The organism is Streptomyces sp. NPDC001373 (assembly GCF_042895815.1).
Lineage (GTDB): Bacteria > Actinomycetota > Actinomycetes > Streptomycetales > Streptomycetaceae > Streptomyces.
This window is the reverse complement of the sequence record NZ_JBIAWQ010000009.1, coordinates 286,795-304,770: the sequence shown is the minus strand read 5'-3', so window position 1 is coordinate 304,770 and position 17,976 is coordinate 286,795. Positions and strand designations below refer to the sequence as shown.

Genomic DNA, 17,976 nt, shown 5'->3' with positions numbered 1-17,976 from the left:
CCCGGCCGGCGGCCGCCCGAGTGGCGCAACGCCGGGCGCTGGCCGATCCTTGCAGGACGCGGCGATCCACCGGAGGGGCGCCGGGGCCTCCGTGCCCCGGTGCCCCTCCGGCCTGCGGGACCGTCAGGTGAGGCGCAGACCGCGCAGGTCGTCCTCGCGTGGGCGGAGAGCCTGCCGTCGGGGGTGCTCGCCTCCTCCTGCACCGGAACGTTCCTGCTGGCCGAGTCGGGGGTGCTGGACGGGCCGCGGCGACGACCAGCCGGTGGCTGGCGCCCGTGTTCCGGGAGCGCTACCGGCGGGTGATGGTGGAGGAGACCCTGACGGTCACCACCTCCAACGGGGTCACCACCGCCGGCGCCGCGTTCAGCCCCTTCGACCTGGCGCTGGCCGTCGTGGCCTCGCACAGCCCGGCAGGCCCTGCCTACCTCGTCCGGCGCTACCTCGTGGTGGACGACCGGGCCTCGCAGGCCGCCTACACGATCCCCAGCGCCACGGCCCGCCACGAGCCGCTGGTCGCCGCCTTCGAGGAGTGGGTGCGGGCCCGCATCGCGGAACCCCTGTCCATCGCCGACGCGGCCCGCCCGCCCCTGCGCGCCCGGCCGGCTACCGCCGCGCCGCGGCCATCCGGTCCGGCTCCCCGGCCGTACTGCGCTGCACGGGCAGGGTGACCCTCAGCGCGCGCGGCCCCGACAGCACGTGGACCAGCCCGAAGCCCGCCGCGACGACGGCCGCGCCGCCGACCGCGTCCAGGACCCAGTGGTTGGCGGTGGCCACGATCGCGCACACCGTGATCAGCGGGTGCAGCGCGCCCAGCAGCTTCAGCCGCCCCTTCGGCGCCAGCGCCACCACCACGATCCCGCACCACAGCGACCAGCCGAAGTGCAGCGAGGGCATCGCCGCGTACTGGTTGGAGATCGCGGTCATCGCCCCGTACGAGGGGTTCGCCAGGTCCTGTGCCCCGTGCACGGTGTCGACGAAGCCGAGGTCCGGCATGAGCCGCGGCGGCGCCAGCGGGAACAGCCAGAACCCGGCCAGCGCGAGGACGGTCGCCAGACCCAGCGAGGCCCGCGCCCAGCGGTAGTCGCCGGGGCGCCGCCAGTAGAGGACCGCCAGGATCCCGAGCGGCACCACGAAGTGGAAGGAGGAGTAGTAGAAGTTGAAGAACACCTCCAGCCAGGGCGTCTCGACCACCGCCCGGTTCACGGCCCGCTCGATGTCGATGCCGAGCACCTGCTCGGCGCCGTGGATCAGGCTCCCGTTGCGCTCGGCAAGGGAGCGGCTCGCCGGGGCCGCGGCCCGGATGTGGGAGTAGATCGAGTAGCCGACCCGTATCAGCAGGAGTTCCAGCAGCAGGTTGGGGCGCGACAGCGCGCGCCGCCAGAACGGCAGCAGCGGCACCCGCGCCCAGCGGGCCGCGGCGGGCCGCCCGTGGACGGTGGGGACGGGCTCGTGCCAGTACGGGGAGGAGCGCGGGAGGAACGGCACGGCGCAGGCCGCCGCCACGGCCGCGAGCAGCGGCACGTTGTCCCGTACGGGGGCCAGCGCGGCCATGTTGGGCAGCAGGACGGCGCTCGGCAGGGTGATGGCCAGCACCACGGCCACCGGCCACACGCGCCGGTCGGCGGCCCGCTCCCCCACCTTGCCGGCCACCGCGAGCAGTACCCACAGCAACTGGTGGCGCCAGCCGGTCGGGGACACGGCGACGGCCGCGCAGCCGGTGACGGCGACGGCGAGGAGCAGCTGGCCGTCGCGGGCGTAGCGGGCGGCGCGGTGCAGGGCGGCCCAGGTGATCGCGGCGGCGAGGGCGGCGTGGAGGAGGATCTCGCCGGGGCCGCTGAGGCCGAACCGCAGCAGGGCCCCGTGGACGGACTGGTTGGCGAGGCCGTCGGGCGAGCCGCCGAGGCCGGTGCCGGCGAGGTGGTGGACCCAGTACGTCCACGAGTCGCGCGGCAGGGAGGCCCAGGCCAGCAGGGTCGCCCCGGCGAAGGTGGCGGCGGCGGCCCGGGCGGTGGGGCGGCGCCCGGTCAGCCACAGCAGCGGGGCGAAGAGCAGCAGGGCGGGCTGGAGGGCGGCGGCGAGGCCGACGAGGAAGCCGGCGGGCTTCTCCCCGGGCATCCGGAAGAGGGCGAGCAGCACCAGCAGGACGGGCAGGACGGCGGTCTGGCCCGGGAAGGCGGCGGCGCGGACGGGCAGGGAGACCATCATCAGCGCGACCAGCACGGGCGCCGCGAGCAGCGCGGCGCGGCGCGGCACGGGGTCGGGCAGTCCGCGCGCGGCGACCACCCCGACGGCGCCGACGAGCAGCAGGGTCGCGCAGGTCCAGGCCACTTCCAGGGAGGAGGGCGCGGCGAGTCCGGCGAGGGGCTTGAGGACGAGTCCGGCGAAGGGGGTGCCGGTGAACTGCCCGGCGTCGTACAGGGTGCCGGGGGCCGCGGTGCTCGCCGAGAAGTGGAGGTCGCTGAACCACTGGCCGGGGGGCACGCGCAGGACGGAGGCGGCCTGTCTGACGGTGAGGACCGCGGCGAGCGCCCACAGCAGGAGGCGTGCCGCCCCGAGCCTGCCGCCACCGCCTATGACCCCGGCATGTCCGTTGGCACCGCCGTGCTCCGCCGCGTCAGCCACGCCTCGCCGTCCTCCCGCACTGTCGGCCGCCACCCCGACTCCGCCCGGCTGCCGTACGCGGTTCGCGCCGCGCCTGTCACCTGGGTTCACCACCGGGACGACGATATCCCCCGCGCGATCCCTAGGATGGCGGCATGAGCATCGTGAAGATCAACGCCCTGACGGTTCCCGACGAGCAGCGGGAGGTGCTGGAGCAGCGTTTCGCCTCGCGGGCCGGCGCCGTGGAGGACTCGGACGGGTTCGAGTGGTTCGAGCTGCTGCGGCCGATCGAGGGCACCGACCAGTACCTCGTGTACACGCGCTGGCGTTCGGAGGAGGACTTCCAGGCGTGGATGGAGGGCCCGATGAAGGCGGCGCACCAGGGTGGCGGTGACCGGCCGAAGCCGGCGGCGTCCGGGTCGCAGGTGTGGTCGTTCGAGGTCGTGCAGCAGGCGGCGCCGAAGCAGGCCTGAGCGGGGCTGCGTGAGCGTGGCGGTGGCTGCGTGAGCGTGGCGGAAGGGACCGGGGGCGCGCGTCCCCGGGCCCTTCCGACGGGCCCTCAGCCCATCAGCTCCAGAAGGCGTCGCTCTCGTCGATGTCCTGGGAGCACTGGTCGATGTCCGTGATCTTGCCACCGACGATGGTGAAGAAGAGCCCTTCGTGGATCTCGATACCCCGGTCGCCGCGGTCTCCCATGGTGGTGTGGAAGGACATCGCGTGGCCCCTGCCGTCGGCCAGGACGCGCTCCAGGGCGACCCGGAAGGTGCCGTTGGTCTCCTCTCCCAGGCGGCGGTAGAGGCCGAGGACCGCTTCCCGTCCCTTGTGGTGCCCGGCCAGGGGGCTGGTGCCGGGCACGTGGTGGATGACGTCGGCCGTCATCAGGCTGCCCAGGGTCTCCATGTCGCCCTTGCCGAAGGCCTCGTAGCCGCGGCGGATCAGGGCACAGTCCGGATGCTCCGACATGACCGTCCACCCTTCATTCGTGGGATTTACGCCTTTTCTCATCATCGGCCCGCGCCTGTGGATATTCCACGCGGGAGGGCGGGGCGGATCTCCACAATGGCGGCATGGACAGGAACTCGATCACCATGGCAAGCACTGCGGACGCCGCCGCTGACGGCGGATCCGGCTGGGACGTCACCGCCGAGCCGTTCACGACCGCGGACGCCACCGCCCTGCGGCGCGCGTACTACGCGGAGGTCGCCGGGCGGTACTGGGAGCGGCCCGCCACCGAGGCCGAGGTCGACCAGGGGATGCTGGACGACCCGGCTGACGGGCTCGCACCGCCCACGGGGCAGTTCGTGGTGGGCCGGCTCGGCGGGCGGCCCCTGGCCTGCGGTGGCATACGGCTCCTCGACCCCGCCACCGCCGAGCTCACGAGGATCTACGTCGCCCCGGGCGCGCGGGGCACCGGCGGCGGGGCGGCCGTGCTCGCCGTACTGGAGGCGGAGGCCCGCGCGCTGGGCGCCGTACGGATGCGGCTGGACACCCGGGCCGACCTGGTGGAGGCCCGCGCCCTGTACGCGCGGCAGGGGTACCGGGAGATACCGGCGTACAACTCCGGCCCGTACGCCCAGCACTGGTTCGAGAAGCCGCTGGTCTGATCCGACCGTCCCTCCTGATCCGACCGGCCGGCCTGATCCGACCGGCCTGATCCGCGGGCCCGGTCCGCCGGCCTGATCCGCGGGCCCGGTCCGCCGACCTGATCCGCCGGCCCGGGCCGCGGGTCAGGGCGCCGCGTGGTCCCGGGGCACGAGCCTGTCGTAGGGCTCCTCGGCGTCGGATCCGCACAGCTCCCGGCTGAGTTCCTCGACGAGTTGGACGAGGTCGGTGGGCCGCTCGGGGCCCCACCAGTCGCCGAGCAGTTCGGCGAGTGACTCCTGCCGGGCCCCGGACAGCCGTTCCGCGGTCTCCCGGCCCCGGTCGGTCAGGACGAGCGAGAGCCCCTGCCGGACGGCGAGTCCGCGCTCCTCGACCTGGCGGGCGGCGTCCGTGACGACCTTGAGGGGGACCGGGGTGCGTTCGGCGAGCACCGCCGGGTCGACCGAGCCGTACTTGGCGATCCGCAGCAGCAGCCAGCTGGAGGCGGGCAGCAGGTCGTAGCCCGCCCTCGCGGTGATCTTCTCGTAGATGTGGACGCGGCCCTCGCGGGTGCCGAGCAGGGACAGGGCGCGGGCGGCCTCCTCTCGGGATGAGCGCTGGACGGGGTTGGAGGCGAGGGTCTCCGTCACGTCGGGTGCGGTGACGGAGGCGCGCAGCTTGTCCTCCTTGAGGAACCAGGAGATCAGGAACGCGAGCAGCACGACGGGCACCGCATAGAGGAAGACGTCGGTGATGGCGGTGGAGTAGGCGTCCAGCACCCGGGGCCGCACCGTGGGCGGGAGGGCCGCGATGGCCCGGGGGTCCGCTTCCAGGCGCGCGGGACTCGCGGCGGGCGGGACCGGGATGCCGGAGAGGGCGGCGGTGAGCTCCTCGCCGAGCCGGCTGGTGAGGATCGTGCCGAAGATGGCGACCCCGAAGGAGGCACCGATGGAACGGAAGAAGGTGGCACCGGAGGTGGCGACGCCGAGGTCGGCGTAGCTGACGGCGTTCTGCACCACCAGGACGAGCACCTGCATGACCAGGCCGAGGCCGGCGCCGAAGACGAAGAAGTAGACGCTCATCTCCAGGTCGGAGCTGGTGCGTTCGAGCTGGTGCAGAAGCAGCAGCCCGACCGCGGTGAGGGCGGTCCCGGTGATGGGGAAGACCTTCCAGCGCCCGGTGCGGCTGACGATCTGCCCGGATCCGGTGGAGGCGATCAGCAGGCCGAGCACCATCGGCAGCATGTGGACGCCGGACATGGTCGGCGAGACGCCCCGCACGACCTGGAGGAAGGTCGGCAGGTAGACCATCGCGCCGAACATGGCGAAGCCGACGATGAAGCTGATCACGGAGCAGAGGCTGAAGGTGCGGATCCGGAACAGTTTCAGCGGCAGGACGGGTTCGGCGGCCCGCCGCTCCACGAACAGGAAGGCGACGAGCAGGACGGCGCCGAGGACGGCGAGGCCCACGATCCGGGCCGAGCCCCAGCCCCAGCTGCCGCCGAGGGAGGCGACGAGGACGAGGCAGGTGGCCACGCCCGCGATCAGGGCGGTGCCGAGGTAGTCGATGGTGTGCCGGGAGGGGCGGGCCGGGATCCGCAGGACAGCGGCGATGACGACGAGGGCGACGAGACCGATGGGAAGGTTGATGTAGAAGACCCAGCGCCAGGAGAGTTGGTCGACGAACAGGCCGCCCAGCAGAGGCCCGAGGACGCTCGTCGCGCCGAAGACGGCGCCGAAGAGGCCCTGGTACTTGCCGCGTTCGCGCGGCGGGACGATGTCGCCGACGATCGCCATCGACAGCACCATCAGTCCGCCGCCGCCCAGGCCCTGGAGGGCGCGGAAGCCGATCAGCTGCGGCATGTTCTGGGCGAGGCCGCAGAGCGCGGAGCCGATCAGGAAGATGACGATGGCGTACTGGAAGAGCTTCTTGCGCCCGTACTGGTCGCCGAGCTTGCCCCACAGGGGGGTGGCGGCGGTGGAGGCCAGCATGTAGGCGGTGACCACCCAGGACAGGTGCTCCATGCCGCCCAGCTCGCTCACGATCGTGGGGAGGGCGGTGGAGACGATGGTCTGGTCGAGTGCGGCGATCAACAGGCCCAGCAGCAGGGCTCCGATCGAGACGAGCACCTCGCGCGGGGCGTGCTCGGCGCCCGGGGCGGAGCCCGTCGGCGACGCGGTCACATCCTGAGCCATCGGCTCCTCCTCACGCCGGATCAACATTTCCATCCTGAGCGGTCTGCCCCGTTATGGCCTCTCGGCAGGGTTGGGTGCGACGGAAGGGGTCTGCATAATCGCTGGCAGTGTCCAGGGAGGGGTTATCAGTGAGCGCTGAGCGCTGTCCGGAATGCGGCGCCGTGGGCGCCGACTGCGCGTGTGCGCGGGGAGTCGGGTTCAATCCCCTGCGCATCCGCCCGTACATGGCCGTGCCCGACGCGGGCGCAACGGTCCCGGACCCGACGCCGCCCCGGCCGGCCCTCGGGGCCGTGGCCCGGCCGGGCCCCTCCGAAGGCACGCCCTTCCCGACGTTCCCGCCCGAGGCGACGGCCGCGGTGCCCGGCGGCGCCGAGGCCCCGACGACCATGATCCCGCCGGTTCCGGCGGCTCCGGGCGCGGCCCCCGCCGGGCCCGCCCCGATGCCGGGGGCGTGGCCCGGTGCCGTCGGCGAGAACGCCACCGCCGTGCTCCCGGCCGTGCCTGCCGACCCGGCGGCGTGGCCCGGAGCAGGCGCCGAGGCCCCGACGGCCATGATCCCGCCCGTGCCCGCGGCCCCGCACGGGCCGGGGACGCACGCGCCCGCGCCGGCGGCGGCGGCGGCGGATCAGACCATGCGGCTCCGGGCCGTGGCCCCGGCGGGCCCGGGTGCCGTGATCCCGCCGGGGCCGCGCGCCGGCGCCCGGCAGGGGGCGGGGGCCGGGCCGCGGGCCGGGGCCGGGCGGCCCGGGCGGCGGCGGGCGGTCCCGCTGCTGGCCGCGGCCGGAGCGGTGGCGGCCGCCGGACTGGTGGCGCTGGCGCTGGGGCTGTTCTCCGGCTCCGGGAAGGACGACACCGCGCTCGGGGACCCCAAGCCGTCGGTCCCCGTGGCGGACGGGGCCCCGGCCGGTCCGTCGCCGTCGCCGACCGGCCCCGCGGAGAGCGCCTCCGCGTCGGCCTCACCGTCCGCTTCGGCGAGTGCGTCCCGCTCGTCGACGCCATCCGCGTCCCCCAGTTCCTCCCGTACGTCGGCGGCGCCCTCCCCGAGCCCGTCGGCGAGCGCGTCCCGCGCCACGAAGCCCGCCGCCCCGCCCCCGCCGCCTCCCGCCAAACCCGCGACCCTGCGCTCCGGGGACTCGGGGCCCGAGGTGCTGAAGCTCCAGCGGCTGCTGGCGGAGCAGGGCGTGTACGACGGGCGGTTCGACGGCCGGTACGGCCGGTCCGTCGAGCGGGCCGTCACGGACTTCCAGATCGAGTACGGGGTGCGCGAGGACCCGTGGGGCGTCTACGGTCCGGCGACCCGGCGCGCCCTGGAGGGATAGGTCACGCGACCGCCGGTGGCGCACGCCGCCCCGGTTTTGTATCGTGTAGGAACAAAGTGGTTCCGTCCACACTCCCTGACCGGTGGACGGAACCACTTGTTTCTCTTCTCCCGCCCGTCTGGAGTCCCGCCGATGCCGGCCAGCACCGATTCCGCCAGCGTCGTCCTCACCGCCAGGGCCCTGCTCCTGGACATGGACGGCACCCTCGTCAACTCCGACGCGGTGGTCGAGCGCTGCTGGCGCGCGTGGGCGCTGTCCCACGGGCTGGACCCGCAGAAGGCCCTCACGGTGGTCCACGGCCGCCAGGGCTACGCCACCATGGCCCTCCTGCTCCCCGGGCGCCCGATGGAGCTCAACCACACCGAGAACGCCGAGATGCTGGCCCGCGAGACGGCCGACACCGATGGCGTGGTGCCGGTGGCGGGCGCGCCGGAGTTCATGGCGGCGATCTCCCGCCTGCCGCACGCCCTGGTCACCTCCGCCGACGCCGCCCTCGCCGGGGTCCGGATGACGGCGGCGGCCCTGCCGATGCCGGACGTACGGATCACCGCCGAGTCCGTCGGGGCCAGCAAGCCCGACCCGGAGGGCTTCCTCAAGGGCGCCGCCGAACTGGGCGTGGACCCGGCCGACTGCGTGGTCTTCGAGGACTCCGGCGCCGGTATCGCGGCGGGTCTGGCGGCCGGCATGCGCGTGGTCGGCACAGGCCCCCGCGCCGCCGCCCACGGCCCGACGGTCCACGTCGACGACCTCACCTCGGTCCGGGTCGAAGCCCTCGCGGACGGCTCGATCCGGCTCACCCTCACCCCGGCGCGCTAGCCGCGCCGGGGCGGACGGGGCGCGTCAGGCGTCAGCCGACGATCGCCTCGTACAGGGAGAACGCGGCCAGCGCCGCCATGACACCTGCCGCGATCTTGGTGATGAGCCGCAGCGGTACGTACTTCATGAGGGTGCGGCCGCCCAGGATGCCGATGCCCGCCACCGCCCAGAGCGCCAGCACCGCGCCGAGGCCGACGGAGAGCGGGTTCTCGTAGCGCGCGGCGAGGTTGGCGGTCATGATCTGGGTCAGGTCGCCGAACTCCGCCACCAGGATCAGCGTGAAGCCGGCGCCGGAGACCTTCCAGAAGGACTGGTCGGCGGGCGGCTTGACCTTCTCGTCCTCGTCGCTCTTCTTGAAGAGCAGCATGGCCGCGCCCGCCAGGAAGAGCAGGCCGACGACGGCCTGGACGAGCCGGTGCGGCAGGAGCGTGAGCACGCTGCCGGCGGCGATGGCGAGCGCGACGTGCAGGGCGAAGGCGGCGGCCACGCCCGCGAAGACGTAGGAGGCGCGGTAGCGGGTACCGAGCATCAGACCGGCCAGAGCCGTCTTGTCGGGGAGTTCGGCGAGGAAGACGACGCCGAAGGCGATCGCCAGCACGGTGAAGCTGAACACGGGGGTGAAACCTCGATCGGTCGGGCAGGACGCCATCGGGACCGAGAGACCTGGGGTGGTTCAGGGGTCGCTTCGGCTCGGCGGCGCCCTGAGGACAACGACACTCCGCACGCCTCGCGCATGCGGAGTGCGCATGCTGCGTCGCGCGCGTCGCGTCACATGGACAGGACACTGCGGCCGAAGGTCTCGCTAGCGGTCCGCTGACGCGGCTCGCCTCCGGGCGCCGGCTGGGGTGACCCAGCAGTATGTCGACGGTCCGGCGAAGAGCTACTCCCCTTCTGCTCCGCCCAGGGTACGCGACGGCCGCTGCGGCACCACCCTGCCCGGAATGTGAGCTTGACCCCACCCTGCCCCGTCCCTCCGGGCGGAATCTCAACTTCCCCTTGAACAGGGGCCGTTGATCTTCTTGATGTGACGTGCCCATGTCGGCAATCTGTCACCTGGCGCCCATCCCCGCGACACCCGGCGCCGCCACCATGGCCGCGCCCCGCCGGGGCCGCACGGCCACCAACCCCCCGCTTCAGGGAGCCCCCTCATGGCCCTCACGTCCGTCCGCACGCCCTCCGTCTACGCGCGTCGCATCCGCCGCGCCGGACGCGCCGGCGTCCTCGCGTCCGCCGTCGCACTCGCCGCCCTCACCTCCCTCGTGAACGCCCCGGCCGCGCTGGCCTCCCCGCCCACCCCGATCAGCGCCGCCGAGGCCCGCGCCTACCTGGCGACGGTCACGCCGGCGGCCGAGGGCTCCCTCACCGGCTACAGCCGTTCCCAGTTCCCGCACTGGAGCACGGTCTCCGGCACCTGCAACACCCGGGAGACGGTCCTCAAGCGCGACGGCGTGAACGTCGTCACCGACTCCTCCTGCGCCGCCGTGAGCGGCAGCTGGTATTCCGAGTACGACGGCGCCACCTGGACCGCCGCCTCGGACGTCGACATCGACCACATGGTCCCGCTCGCCGAGGCCTGGCGTTCGGGCGCCAACACCTGGACGACCAGCAAGCGCCAGCAGTTCGCCAACGACCTCACCCGCCCCCAGCTCATAGCCGTCACCGACAACGTCAACCAGGCCAAGGGCGACCTCGACCCCGGCAAGTGGCTGCCGCCGCGGACCGCCTACCGCTGCACGTACGCCCGGTCGTGGGTCCAGGTGAAGCAGTACTGGGGGCTGAGCATGGACGCCGGGGAGAAGACCGCCCTGGTGAACATCCTGAACGGCTGCTGACCCCGCCGCCTCCGGGATTTTTCACCCCCGCGATCCCCCGCCAGGGGGAGGCCGGGCAGCCACCCCTCCCCGTACCGTGATCGAAAGGGCTGTCGAGGAGGGGGAGCCTGATGGCCGGACTGCGGCTGGGACCACTGCTGCGCCACGTCGACTGGGACACGGGCGGCTCCGCCACGATCTGGATCGAGGCGGACCGCCCCTGCACCGCCGAGGTGCGCTGCGCCGACGGGGCCGGCGGCAGCGCCCGCACCTTCCAGATCACCGGCCACCACTACGCGCTGGTCCCCGTCACCGGCCTGACGCCTGGCACGGCCACGGCGTACGAGGTGCTGCTCGACGGCGTCCCCGTCTGGCCCGAGCCCGACGGCCGCTTCCCGCCCAGCACGATCGCCGCCCCCGCGGTGGGCGGCGGCCCCGGCCCCCACGCACCGGGCCTGCGGGTCACCTTCGGCTCGTGCCGGCAGGCCGCCCCGCCCGCCGGCCGCCGCGGGCCGCACGGCGCCGACGCCCTGGACGCCCTCGCGGCGCGCCTGGCCGCCGACCCGGCGGAGGTCCGGCCGGACCTGCTGCTGCTCCTCGGCGACCAGGTCTACGCCGACCGGCTGTCGAAGGAGACCCGGCGCTGGCTGGCGGCCCGCCGCGACCTGCGTGAGGCCCCGGGCGCCCAGGTCGCGGACTACGAGGAGTACACCCGCGTCTACGACGAGTCCTGGGGCGACCCGGAGATCCGCTGGCTGCTGTCGACCGTCCCCAGCCTGCACATGTTCGACGACCACGACGTCATAGACGACTGGAACACCAGCGCCTCCTGGCAGGCGGAGATGCGCGCGACCCCGTGGTGGCCGGAGCGGGTCCTCAGCGGACTGATGTCGTACTGGGTGTACCAGCACCTGGGCAACCTCTCCCCCGCCGAGCTCGCGGCGGACCCCCTCTACGCGGCCGTGCGGGCCACCCCCGACGGTACGGACGCGCTGCGCGCCTTCGCGGCCGCCGCGGACGCCGATCCGGCCTCGGTGCGCTGGAGCTACCGGCGGGACTTCGGCCGGACGCGGCTGCTGATGGTCGACACCCGCGCCGCGCGGGTGCTGGCCGAGGACGGGCGGGCCATGCTCGACCCGGCGGAGCAGCGCTGGCTCCGGGAGAACGCCCTGTCCGGGCACGGCGGATACGACCACCTGCTGATCGGCTCCTCGCTGCCGTGGCTGATGCCCCCGCTGATCCACGACGCCGAGGTGTGGAACGCCGCGCTCTGCCGCGGGGAGCGCGGTCCGAGGTGGGCCCGGATCGGGGAGGACCTGCGGCGGCGCGGCGATCTGGAGCACTGGGCGGCGTTCCCGGCGTCGTTCGCCGCGCTGAGCGACCTGATAGAGGAGGTCGGGACGGGCCCGAAGGCGCCGGCGACGGTCGCCGTCCTCTCCGGGGACGTCCATCACGCGTACGTGGCCGAGCCGCTCATACCCGGTACGGCCCGGGTCTTCCAGCTGACCTGTTCGCCGGTGCACAACTCCATCCCCGCAGTGGTGAAGTGGGGCTTCCGGCTGGGCTGGTCACGGCTGGGCCACCGGCTGGGGCGCGGTCTCGCGCGGCACGGCCGGACGGGACGGCCGGCGCTGAGCTGGCGGCGTACGGGCGGCCCGTGGTTCGGCAACCAGCTGATGACGCTCACCCTGGCGGGACGCGGCGCCGGTCTCCGCCTCGACCAGGCCCGCTCGTCGCGGCCCGGCGCCCGTCTGGTGACGGTGCTGGACCGCCGGCTCACCGGAGCGGAGTAGGCCGGGACTCCGGCGCGCCGGCGCCGGGCGTACGCTGTATGGCTGTCAAGCCGCCCCTGCCGCCTCCCCGCGACCACGCGGCGCTCCGGACTGGGGAGTCCCGCTGTGATCGAGACGATGGGGTCGCTGACCGCGAGCCCGTGGATCTACGTCCTGGTGGCGGTGTCGGTCCTGCTCGACGTGTTCCTGCCGGTGCTGCCGAGCGGGGTGCTGGTGATCACCGGCGCGGCGGCCGCGGCGGCGGGCGGACCGCCCGCGCGGGTGCCGGACGTCGCGGTGCTGCTGACGGTAGCCGCCACTGCCTCGGTGCTGGGCGACATGGCCGCCTACCGGCTGGCCCGCCGCAGCGGGCCGCGCCTGGACCGGGCCATCGCCCGCTCCCGCCGCCTGACCCTGGCCCACGAACGGCTGAGCACGGCCCTGGCGCGCGGCGGCGGCCTGCTGGTGGTCCTCGCCCGCTTCGCCCCGGCCGGCCGGTCGGTGGTCTCGCTGGGCGCGGGCAAGACGCGGCGCAGGGTGGCGGAGTTCCTGCCCTGGTCGGTCCTGGCGGGCATCAGCTGGGCGGGCTACAGCGTGGCCCTGGGCTACTTCGGCACCCAGTGGCTGGGCACGGCCTGGCTCGGCACGGCCGTCTCCCTGATCGCCCTCTTCACGGCGGGCTCCCTGGCCGCCTTCCTCCTCCGCCGCCCGCCCACCACCCCCACCGCGGCGGCCTGACCACCCCGGCCCCACCACAGCCCGCACGCGGGCCCGGGCCCACCCCGGCCCGCTCCTCACGGCGACGACCGACCCTGGCACCCACCGCCCTGCTCTCCCCCTCCCCGAACCTCACGGGCGCGCCCCACGGCGACAGCCCGCGCCCCGCAAGCAGGCGCGGCCCGGCAAGAACGCGCCCCTCACGAGTCCCAGCCGGCCCCGGACGACCCCGCTCCCACCGCCTTGCGGACACGGGCGCAGCGCCGCAGGGACGCGACTCGCGCCGGACCGACCCGGGCCGGGCGACACAGGCCGGGCCCCGGCCACCGCGGGACACCCCGAAGCCGGGCCCCACCCGGCACCCGGCCCGCACCACACCCCCGCATGCGGCACCAGCCCTCCCCCTCCTCCCCCCTCGGAGGGATGGGCCGGGTGGGGCAGTGGGTCACCCGTTCACCCGGCAGCGATCGCCGCCTACCCTCCGGGCTTCTAGCGTCCAGAACACGGCGCGCCATCGAACCGGCGTCACATCCATGTCCCGGACGCGCCGTTCCGAGAAGCCCGAGGAGATCCCACCATGCCGCCCACGCGCATCCGGCATCGCCTGACCGGAGTCGCCGCCGCGACCCTGGTCGTCGCAGCCGCCGCACCCGCCACGCTCGCCTCCGCCACCCCCGCGGGCGGTGTGACCCCTTCCGCCACCGTCTCGCCCGGCACCGTCTCCCCCGGCGGCCGCGTCACCCTCAACGTCGACGGCTGCTCGACCCGCACCGGCCGGGCGTCCTCCCGCGTCTTCAACGCCGTCACGCTGGCCCCGGGCAGCGCGAACGCCTCGAACCTCTTCGGCTCGGCCACCGTCTTCAGCGACGCCACGCCCGGCTCCTACCCCGTCACCTTCGAGTGCGGCGGCCGGCGGGTCACCGTCACCCTCCAGGTCTCCCCCGGCGCGGCCCGTGGCGGCCTCGGCGGCAGCATGGACTCCGTGGGCCGGGGCGAGATCGCCGTCGGCGGCGCCCTCGCGGCCGGTGCGCTCGGCGCCGGGATCTGGATGCTGCGCCGCCGCGCGGCGGAGGCCCGCTGAGCCGCCCGTCCCCGGCCTCAGACGGCGGCCGCGGCCTGCCCGCGCACCTTCACCCCGTCCAGGAGCAGCCGCGTCGCCTCGGCCACCGCGTCCACGGCGGCGTCGAACACCTCACGGTTGTGCGCGGCGGGCGCCCGGAACCCGGAGACCTTCCGTACGTACTGGAGCGCGGCCGCTCGGATCTCCTCCTCGGTGGCCTTCTCGGGGATGGCGGGCGGGCGCAGGGTCTTGATGGAGCGGCACATACCCCCACTATGGCCCCACGGACGGAAGCTCCGCCCCGGAAAGCCTCATGATGAGCCCGGCCTGCAGCCGTCCCCGCAGGTCCGGGTCGGCGACCTCCTCCAGCAGGGCGATCGCCTGCCGGGTGCTCTCCGCGGCCCGCCGGTCCTCCCTCAGGGACGCGGTCTGGGCGGCCATGTAGCGCAGGGCGATGTCGGCCCGCCGGTGGAACAGCTGCCCGACGAGGGTGACGACCAGGCCCACGGAGCTGGTCACCACCCCGATGTAGGCGTCCCCGCCGGTCTCGGCCTTCCAGACCCCGAGCCCGATCCCGAAGAGCAGCACGGCCGCGCCGGCCCCGGCGAACCGCTGGCTGGTGGCGAAGCTGCTGCGCGCCTGCGCCAGCCCGTAGGCGTAGTACTCGACGAGCATCGGGGTGAAGTCGTCGTGCCGGTCCCCGGGCCCCTCCCCGTGCCCCGCCGAGGCGTCCACCAGCCGGGGGTCGCCCGCCTCGGGCGGCTGCTCCCCCAGCTGGGCGAGCAGCCGTTCCCGCTCCGCGTCCCGCTCCCGCTCGAACCGCTCCCGCCCCGGCCACCACACCAGCCCCAGCCCGCCGACGGCCAGCCCGAACGCCCCGACGGCCCAGACCCACTCCCCGGCACCGGCCACGCCCATCACCCCTGTGGGATGGTCCCCGTCCCACCGCGCGGGAAACCGGCCCGGATCCTAGACTGACGAACGCCCGGAATGTCCGCCAGCAGGAACCCGAGGGAGACGCCCGATGGCCAAGCGAGGGAACAAGAAGCGCGCCCGCAAGAAGAAGAAGGCCAACCACGGAAAGCGCCCCAACGCCTGACCGGGGCCGCCCCACCCCGAAGCCCCTGGCCGCGACCGGCCGGGGGCTCGCAGACGGGGATCACCTCCCAGGTACGCCGAGGAGACCCGGCCCGCTGTCGACGGGGAGCACACCGGTCCCGACGGCCGGCCTCCCCCGCGGCAGGCTCGCCGCCGACGCCGGCGCCGCCGGCACCCACAGGGACGCGATACCGGCGGCGACGAAGGCGGCCGAGGTCAGGACCAAGCTGTAGCGGAACATCCGCCGCTTCACCGGGGCGGACCCCGCGGTCTGGACGCGATGGGACATGACTGCTGCTCCTCTCCCGTTCCCGTCGCCCCGCCAAACCGGCGCGACCGGACCTCAACCAAGCCCGCGGGCGACACCCCGAGTCACGCCCCGGAAAACCGTGACGTGACGAACCCGCCCACCGCCCCCGGACACAACAAGAAAGGCCCAGGCTCCCCCAAACAACGGGTGACCTGGGCCTTCATCGCGTTCACGACTGGTGGGCGCGGACGGTTTCGAACCGCCGACATCTGCTTTGTAAGAGCAGCGCTCTACCCCTGAGCTACGCACCCGTGGACGAGTGGACAGCCTACATGGAGGGCGCACCCCCCACGCAAACCCGTTGCCTTGGGGGAGAATGGACCGGAGCTTGGCGGACGGGGCACGGGAGAGGGATTGTGACGACGGCACCCCGGCGGTGGTTCGGCGGGCGGGACGAGAGTCGGCGGGCGGATGCCCAGGCGGCCAAGGACGCCGCCGCGGCCGCGTTCTACGAGTTGGACACCGCCCAGCGGGACCTGCGGATCTCGATGGAGACCATCGCCGCCGCCGACGGTTCTCCCGCCGCGCGGCAGGCCGCCGAGGGGTTCGCCGCGCTCGGGCGGCGCATCGACGAGGTCAGCCACACCTACATCGAGGCGGTCGACGCGCACGACCTGGACCGGGTCGACCTGGAGGGGTCCGTCGCCGGGCAGGCCAGGCAGCAGCTGACGCGGGCCCGGGACGAACTCGTCCGGGTCAAGGGGGAGCTGGAGCGGTTCACGCAGGGGCTGCAGCCGCTGCTGGACAAGGCGGAGACGCAGTTGGCCCGGGTGGCGCCGGCGCGGGAGCGAGCAAAGGCGGCACTGCTGGCCGCGAGCGACGCGCTGGACGCCGTACGGGCCACGGGGATGCGGGCCGACGACCTGGCGGCGCGCCTGGCCGCGCTGGGGCCCGAGCTGACGAAGCTGAACCAGGGCGCGGCGCAGCACGGGGTGCAGGAGACCGTGCAGCGGGCCGACCGGATCCTGCGGGACGCGGAGGCGGTACAGGCCGAGGCGGAGCGCCTGCCGGAGCGTGCGGCGGAGATCGACCGGCGGCTGGTGAGCCTGCGGACCCGGGCGCAGGCGTTGCGCAACCGGGCGGACCGGGTGGATCCGGTGCTCAGCGAGCTGCGCCGCCGGTTCAGCGCGGCCTGCTGGCAGGACCTCCAGCACGTCCCCGACCAGGCCGTACGGGATGTCGCGCAGGCCGAGGAGCGCCTGGCGGAGGCGGGCCGGGCGCGCGAGGAGCAGCGCTGGGCCGATGTGGCGGCTCTGGTCGAGGCCGTGCGTACGGGACTGGACGCCACCGACGAGGCGGTGTCGGCCGCGCAGGACCGGCTGTCGCGGCTGGAGGCGGTGGCCCGGGACCCGCAGGCGGAGGTGCGGCGGACCCGGTTCGCGATCCGGGACGCGCAGCGCCTGGCGATGGAGGGCCGCAGCGTGCCCGATCCTCGGCACGCGCGGCCGCTGGACGAGTCGGTGGCCCGGATGGAGCGGGCGCTCGCCGGGCTGGAGGGCCGCCACCCCGACTACTGGCACTTCCTCCAGGAGCTGGAGGAGGTACGGGCGGCGGTCGCCCGGGTGGTGGCCGACATGCGGGGCCGCCGCGCCGGCGACTGAGGACCGGCCGACGGGCTAACGGCGGACCGGCCTGTGCCGCGGGCGGCCTGCCCGGGATGGCGCCGGCCGGGACGGGAAGGTGGGCGGAGTTGTCCGGGGGCGGGCTTCGGCGGATGCTGGAGGGTGCCGGGAACGGAACCGAGGAGGGCGCCATGGCTGCCCGAACTTTCCACAGGCCCCGCGAGCGCCACGCATCCCCCGCGCCCCGGGAGTCGTACGCGCCGCACGCGGCCTACGGGTGCACCGAGCCGCACGAGCACTACGCGCCCTACGTGCCCCACGAGCCCTACGGGCCGCCCCCCGCACCGCACGGCCCCGGGCTGGTGCAGCGGATGCTGCACCCCGTCAACGCCAGCCTCGACGAACACCTGCCCATCGACCACAAGCTGAGCAAGGTCTACCGGGTCGGCGCCGGGCTGACGGGCCTGCTGCTGATCGTCTTCGGGATCCTGGGACTGGTCCACCGGATCGGGTTCTTCGACACCGGCGGCGACACGGTCCTGGCCCTGAACACCAACGGTGCGCTGAGCGTGCTGTCGATCTGCATCGGGGCCCTGCTCGTCGCCGGGATGGTGATCGGCGGGACCTTCGCCTCCACCCTCAACATCACGCTGGGGCTGCTCTTCATCGCCAGCGGGTTCGTCAACCTGGCCCTGCTGGACACCGGGCTGAACGTCCTGGCCTTCAAGATCCAGAACGTGCTGTTCAGCTTCGTCGTCGGCGTGATGCTGATGTGGTTCGGGATGTACGGACGGGTGGGCAGCGCCCTCCCCCACGACAACCCGTACTGGCGGGCCCGCCACCCCGAGCAGGCCGCCCGGGAGGAACGGGCCCGTGGCGGGGCGGCGGCTCTGTAGCCTGTGCGCATGCCTCGTTACGAATACCGCTGCCGGACCTGCGACGACACCTTTGAGGTGAGCCGTCCGATGGCCGAGTCGTCCGCGCCCGCCGACTGCCCGGCCGGGCACGCCGACACCGTGAAGCTGCTCTCCGCCGTCGCCGTCGGCGGGACCGGCGCCGCCCCCGCGCCCTCCGGCGGGGGCTGCTGCGGCGGAGGCGGCTGCTGCTGAACGGAGCCCCGGGCGCCCGGCCCCC

The 17,976-nt window shown here is 74.5% G+C and carries 20 protein-coding genes and 1 tRNA gene; 13 read left to right on the top strand and 8 right to left on the bottom strand.

Annotated features, from left to right (window positions below; translation table 11 throughout):
• The first annotated feature begins 275 nt into the window (after positions 1 to 275).
• A complete protein-coding gene (locus ACFY15_RS22195) occupies positions 276 to 668 on the top strand; it encodes a hypothetical protein (RefSeq protein WP_390689159.1) in 393 nt (130 codons plus the stop codon).
• Here the strand turns inward: ACFY15_RS22195 and ACFY15_RS22190 are convergent.
• Positions 604 to 2,622: a bifunctional glycosyltransferase 87/phosphatase PAP2 family protein gene (locus ACFY15_RS22190; protein ID WP_390689158.1), complete on the bottom strand. Its 2,019-nt coding sequence runs from the start codon at positions 2,620 to 2,622 to the stop codon at positions 604 to 606. The genes ACFY15_RS22195 and ACFY15_RS22190 overlap by 65 nt on opposite strands.
• A gap of 134 nt (positions 2,623 to 2,756) precedes the next feature.
• On the opposite strand from ACFY15_RS22190, the gene ACFY15_RS22185 reads away from it, so the two are divergent.
• Positions 2,757 to 3,074, top strand: coding sequence for an antibiotic biosynthesis monooxygenase family protein (locus ACFY15_RS22185; protein WP_390689157.1), 318 nt, complete (start codon positions 2,757 to 2,759; stop codon positions 3,072 to 3,074).
• Between the two features lie 94 nt (positions 3,075 to 3,168).
• Here ACFY15_RS22185 and ACFY15_RS22180 read toward each other — a convergent pair whose 3' ends face one another.
• The gene (locus ACFY15_RS22180; RefSeq protein WP_390689156.1) at positions 3,169 to 3,564 is read right to left on the bottom strand and encodes a nuclear transport factor 2 family protein; all 396 of its coding nucleotides are present in this window, start codon (positions 3,562 to 3,564) and stop codon (positions 3,169 to 3,171) included.
• A gap of 125 nt (positions 3,565 to 3,689) precedes the next feature.
• Between ACFY15_RS22180 and ACFY15_RS22175 the strand changes: the two genes are divergently transcribed.
• A complete protein-coding gene (locus tag ACFY15_RS22175; RefSeq protein WP_390689176.1) occupies positions 3,690 to 4,205 on the top strand; it encodes a GNAT family N-acetyltransferase in 516 nt (171 codons plus the stop codon).
• Positions 4,206 to 4,328: 123 nt separating this feature from the next.
• Here the strand turns inward: ACFY15_RS22175 and ACFY15_RS22170 are convergent, their stop codons facing one another.
• Positions 4,329 to 6,377: a DHA2 family efflux MFS transporter permease subunit gene (locus ACFY15_RS22170; RefSeq protein ID WP_390825976.1), complete on the bottom strand. Its 2,049-nt coding sequence runs from the start codon at positions 6,375 to 6,377 to the stop codon at positions 4,329 to 4,331.
• A 224-nt stretch (positions 6,378 to 6,601) separates the two neighbouring features.
• Between ACFY15_RS22170 and ACFY15_RS22165 the strand changes: the two genes are divergently transcribed.
• Both ACFY15_RS22165 and ACFY15_RS22160 read left to right on the top strand, forming a co-directional pair.
• Positions 6,602 to 7,696 carry a peptidoglycan-binding protein gene (locus tag ACFY15_RS22165; protein ID WP_390825975.1) on the top strand — a complete coding sequence of 365 codons (1,095 nt, stop codon included), beginning with the start codon at positions 6,602 to 6,604 and terminating at the stop codon, positions 7,694 to 7,696.
• Positions 7,697 to 7,828: 132 nt separating this feature from the next.
• Positions 7,829 to 8,512 (top strand): HAD-IA family hydrolase, encoded by a 684-nt coding sequence (locus tag ACFY15_RS22160; protein ID WP_390825974.1) that lies wholly within the window; start codon positions 7,829 to 7,831, stop codon positions 8,510 to 8,512.
• A gap of 31 nt (positions 8,513 to 8,543) precedes the next feature.
• Here ACFY15_RS22160 and ACFY15_RS22155 read toward each other — a convergent pair whose 3' ends face one another.
• Positions 8,544 to 9,125: a TMEM165/GDT1 family protein gene (locus ACFY15_RS22155; protein WP_390689152.1), complete on the bottom strand. Its 582-nt coding sequence runs from the start codon at positions 9,123 to 9,125 to the stop codon at positions 8,544 to 8,546.
• A 535-nt stretch (positions 9,126 to 9,660) separates the two neighbouring features.
• Here ACFY15_RS22155 and ACFY15_RS22150 point away from each other — a divergent pair.
• The 4 genes from ACFY15_RS22150 to ACFY15_RS22135 all read left to right on the top strand — a co-directional run bounded on the left by ACFY15_RS22150 (position 9,661) and on the right by ACFY15_RS22135 (position 13,893).
• A complete protein-coding gene (locus ACFY15_RS22150; RefSeq protein ID WP_390689151.1) occupies positions 9,661 to 10,344 on the top strand; it encodes a DUF1524 domain-containing protein in 684 nt (227 codons plus the stop codon).
• Positions 10,345 to 10,454: 110 nt separating this feature from the next.
• Positions 10,455 to 12,116, top strand: a complete 1,662-nt coding sequence (locus tag ACFY15_RS22145) for an alkaline phosphatase D family protein (protein ID WP_390689150.1) — start codon at positions 10,455 to 10,457, stop codon at positions 12,114 to 12,116.
• Between the two features lie 117 nt (positions 12,117 to 12,233).
• Entirely contained in the window at positions 12,234 to 12,833 is a 600-nt protein-coding gene (locus ACFY15_RS22140; protein WP_390689175.1) for a DedA family protein, read from the top strand.
• Positions 12,834 to 13,389: 556 nt separating this feature from the next.
• The gene (locus tag ACFY15_RS22135) at positions 13,390 to 13,893 is read left to right on the top strand and encodes a hypothetical protein (protein ID WP_390689149.1); all 504 of its coding nucleotides are present in this window, start codon (positions 13,390 to 13,392) and stop codon (positions 13,891 to 13,893) included.
• A 17-nt stretch (positions 13,894 to 13,910) separates the two neighbouring features.
• Here the strand turns inward: ACFY15_RS22135 and ACFY15_RS22130 are convergent, their stop codons facing one another.
• The gene (locus ACFY15_RS22130) at positions 13,911 to 14,138 is read right to left on the bottom strand and encodes a DUF2277 domain-containing protein (RefSeq protein ID WP_390689148.1); all 228 of its coding nucleotides are present in this window, start codon (positions 14,136 to 14,138) and stop codon (positions 13,911 to 13,913) included.
• 7 nt (positions 14,139 to 14,145) lie between these two features.
• Entirely contained in the window at positions 14,146 to 14,784 is a 639-nt protein-coding gene (locus ACFY15_RS22125; protein ID WP_390689147.1) for a hypothetical protein, read from the bottom strand.
• A gap of 112 nt (positions 14,785 to 14,896) precedes the next feature.
• Between ACFY15_RS22125 and ACFY15_RS22120 the strand changes: the two genes are divergently transcribed.
• Positions 14,897 to 14,971 carry a 50S ribosomal protein bL37 gene (locus ACFY15_RS22120; RefSeq protein WP_099895366.1) on the top strand — a complete coding sequence of 25 codons (75 nt, stop codon included), beginning with the start codon at positions 14,897 to 14,899 and terminating at the stop codon, positions 14,969 to 14,971.
• 60 nt (positions 14,972 to 15,031) lie between these two features.
• On the opposite strand, the gene ACFY15_RS22115 is transcribed toward ACFY15_RS22120, so the two are convergent.
• Positions 15,032 to 15,259: a hypothetical protein gene (locus ACFY15_RS22115; protein ID WP_390825973.1), complete on the bottom strand. Its 228-nt coding sequence runs from the start codon at positions 15,257 to 15,259 to the stop codon at positions 15,032 to 15,034.
• Positions 15,260 to 15,456: 197 nt separating this feature from the next.
• Positions 15,457 to 15,531 (bottom strand) — tRNA-Val (locus ACFY15_RS22110).
• A 21-nt stretch (positions 15,532 to 15,552) separates the two neighbouring features.
• On the opposite strand from ACFY15_RS22110, the gene ACFY15_RS22105 reads away from it, so the two are divergent.
• The 3 genes from ACFY15_RS22105 (at position 15,553) to ACFY15_RS22095 (ending at position 17,951) form a co-directional block, all read left to right on the top strand.
• A complete protein-coding gene (locus tag ACFY15_RS22105; RefSeq protein WP_390825985.1) occupies positions 15,553 to 16,881 on the top strand; it encodes a hypothetical protein in 1,329 nt (442 codons plus the stop codon).
• Positions 16,882 to 17,033: 152 nt separating this feature from the next.
• Positions 17,034 to 17,738 carry a DUF4383 domain-containing protein gene (locus ACFY15_RS22100; RefSeq protein WP_390689146.1) on the top strand — a complete coding sequence of 235 codons (705 nt, stop codon included), beginning with the start codon at positions 17,034 to 17,036 and terminating at the stop codon, positions 17,736 to 17,738.
• A gap of 9 nt (positions 17,739 to 17,747) precedes the next feature.
• Positions 17,748 to 17,951, top strand: a complete 204-nt coding sequence (locus tag ACFY15_RS22095; protein WP_390689145.1) for a zinc ribbon domain-containing protein — start codon at positions 17,748 to 17,750, stop codon at positions 17,949 to 17,951.
• The last annotated feature ends 25 nt before the right edge of the window (positions 17,952 to 17,976 follow it).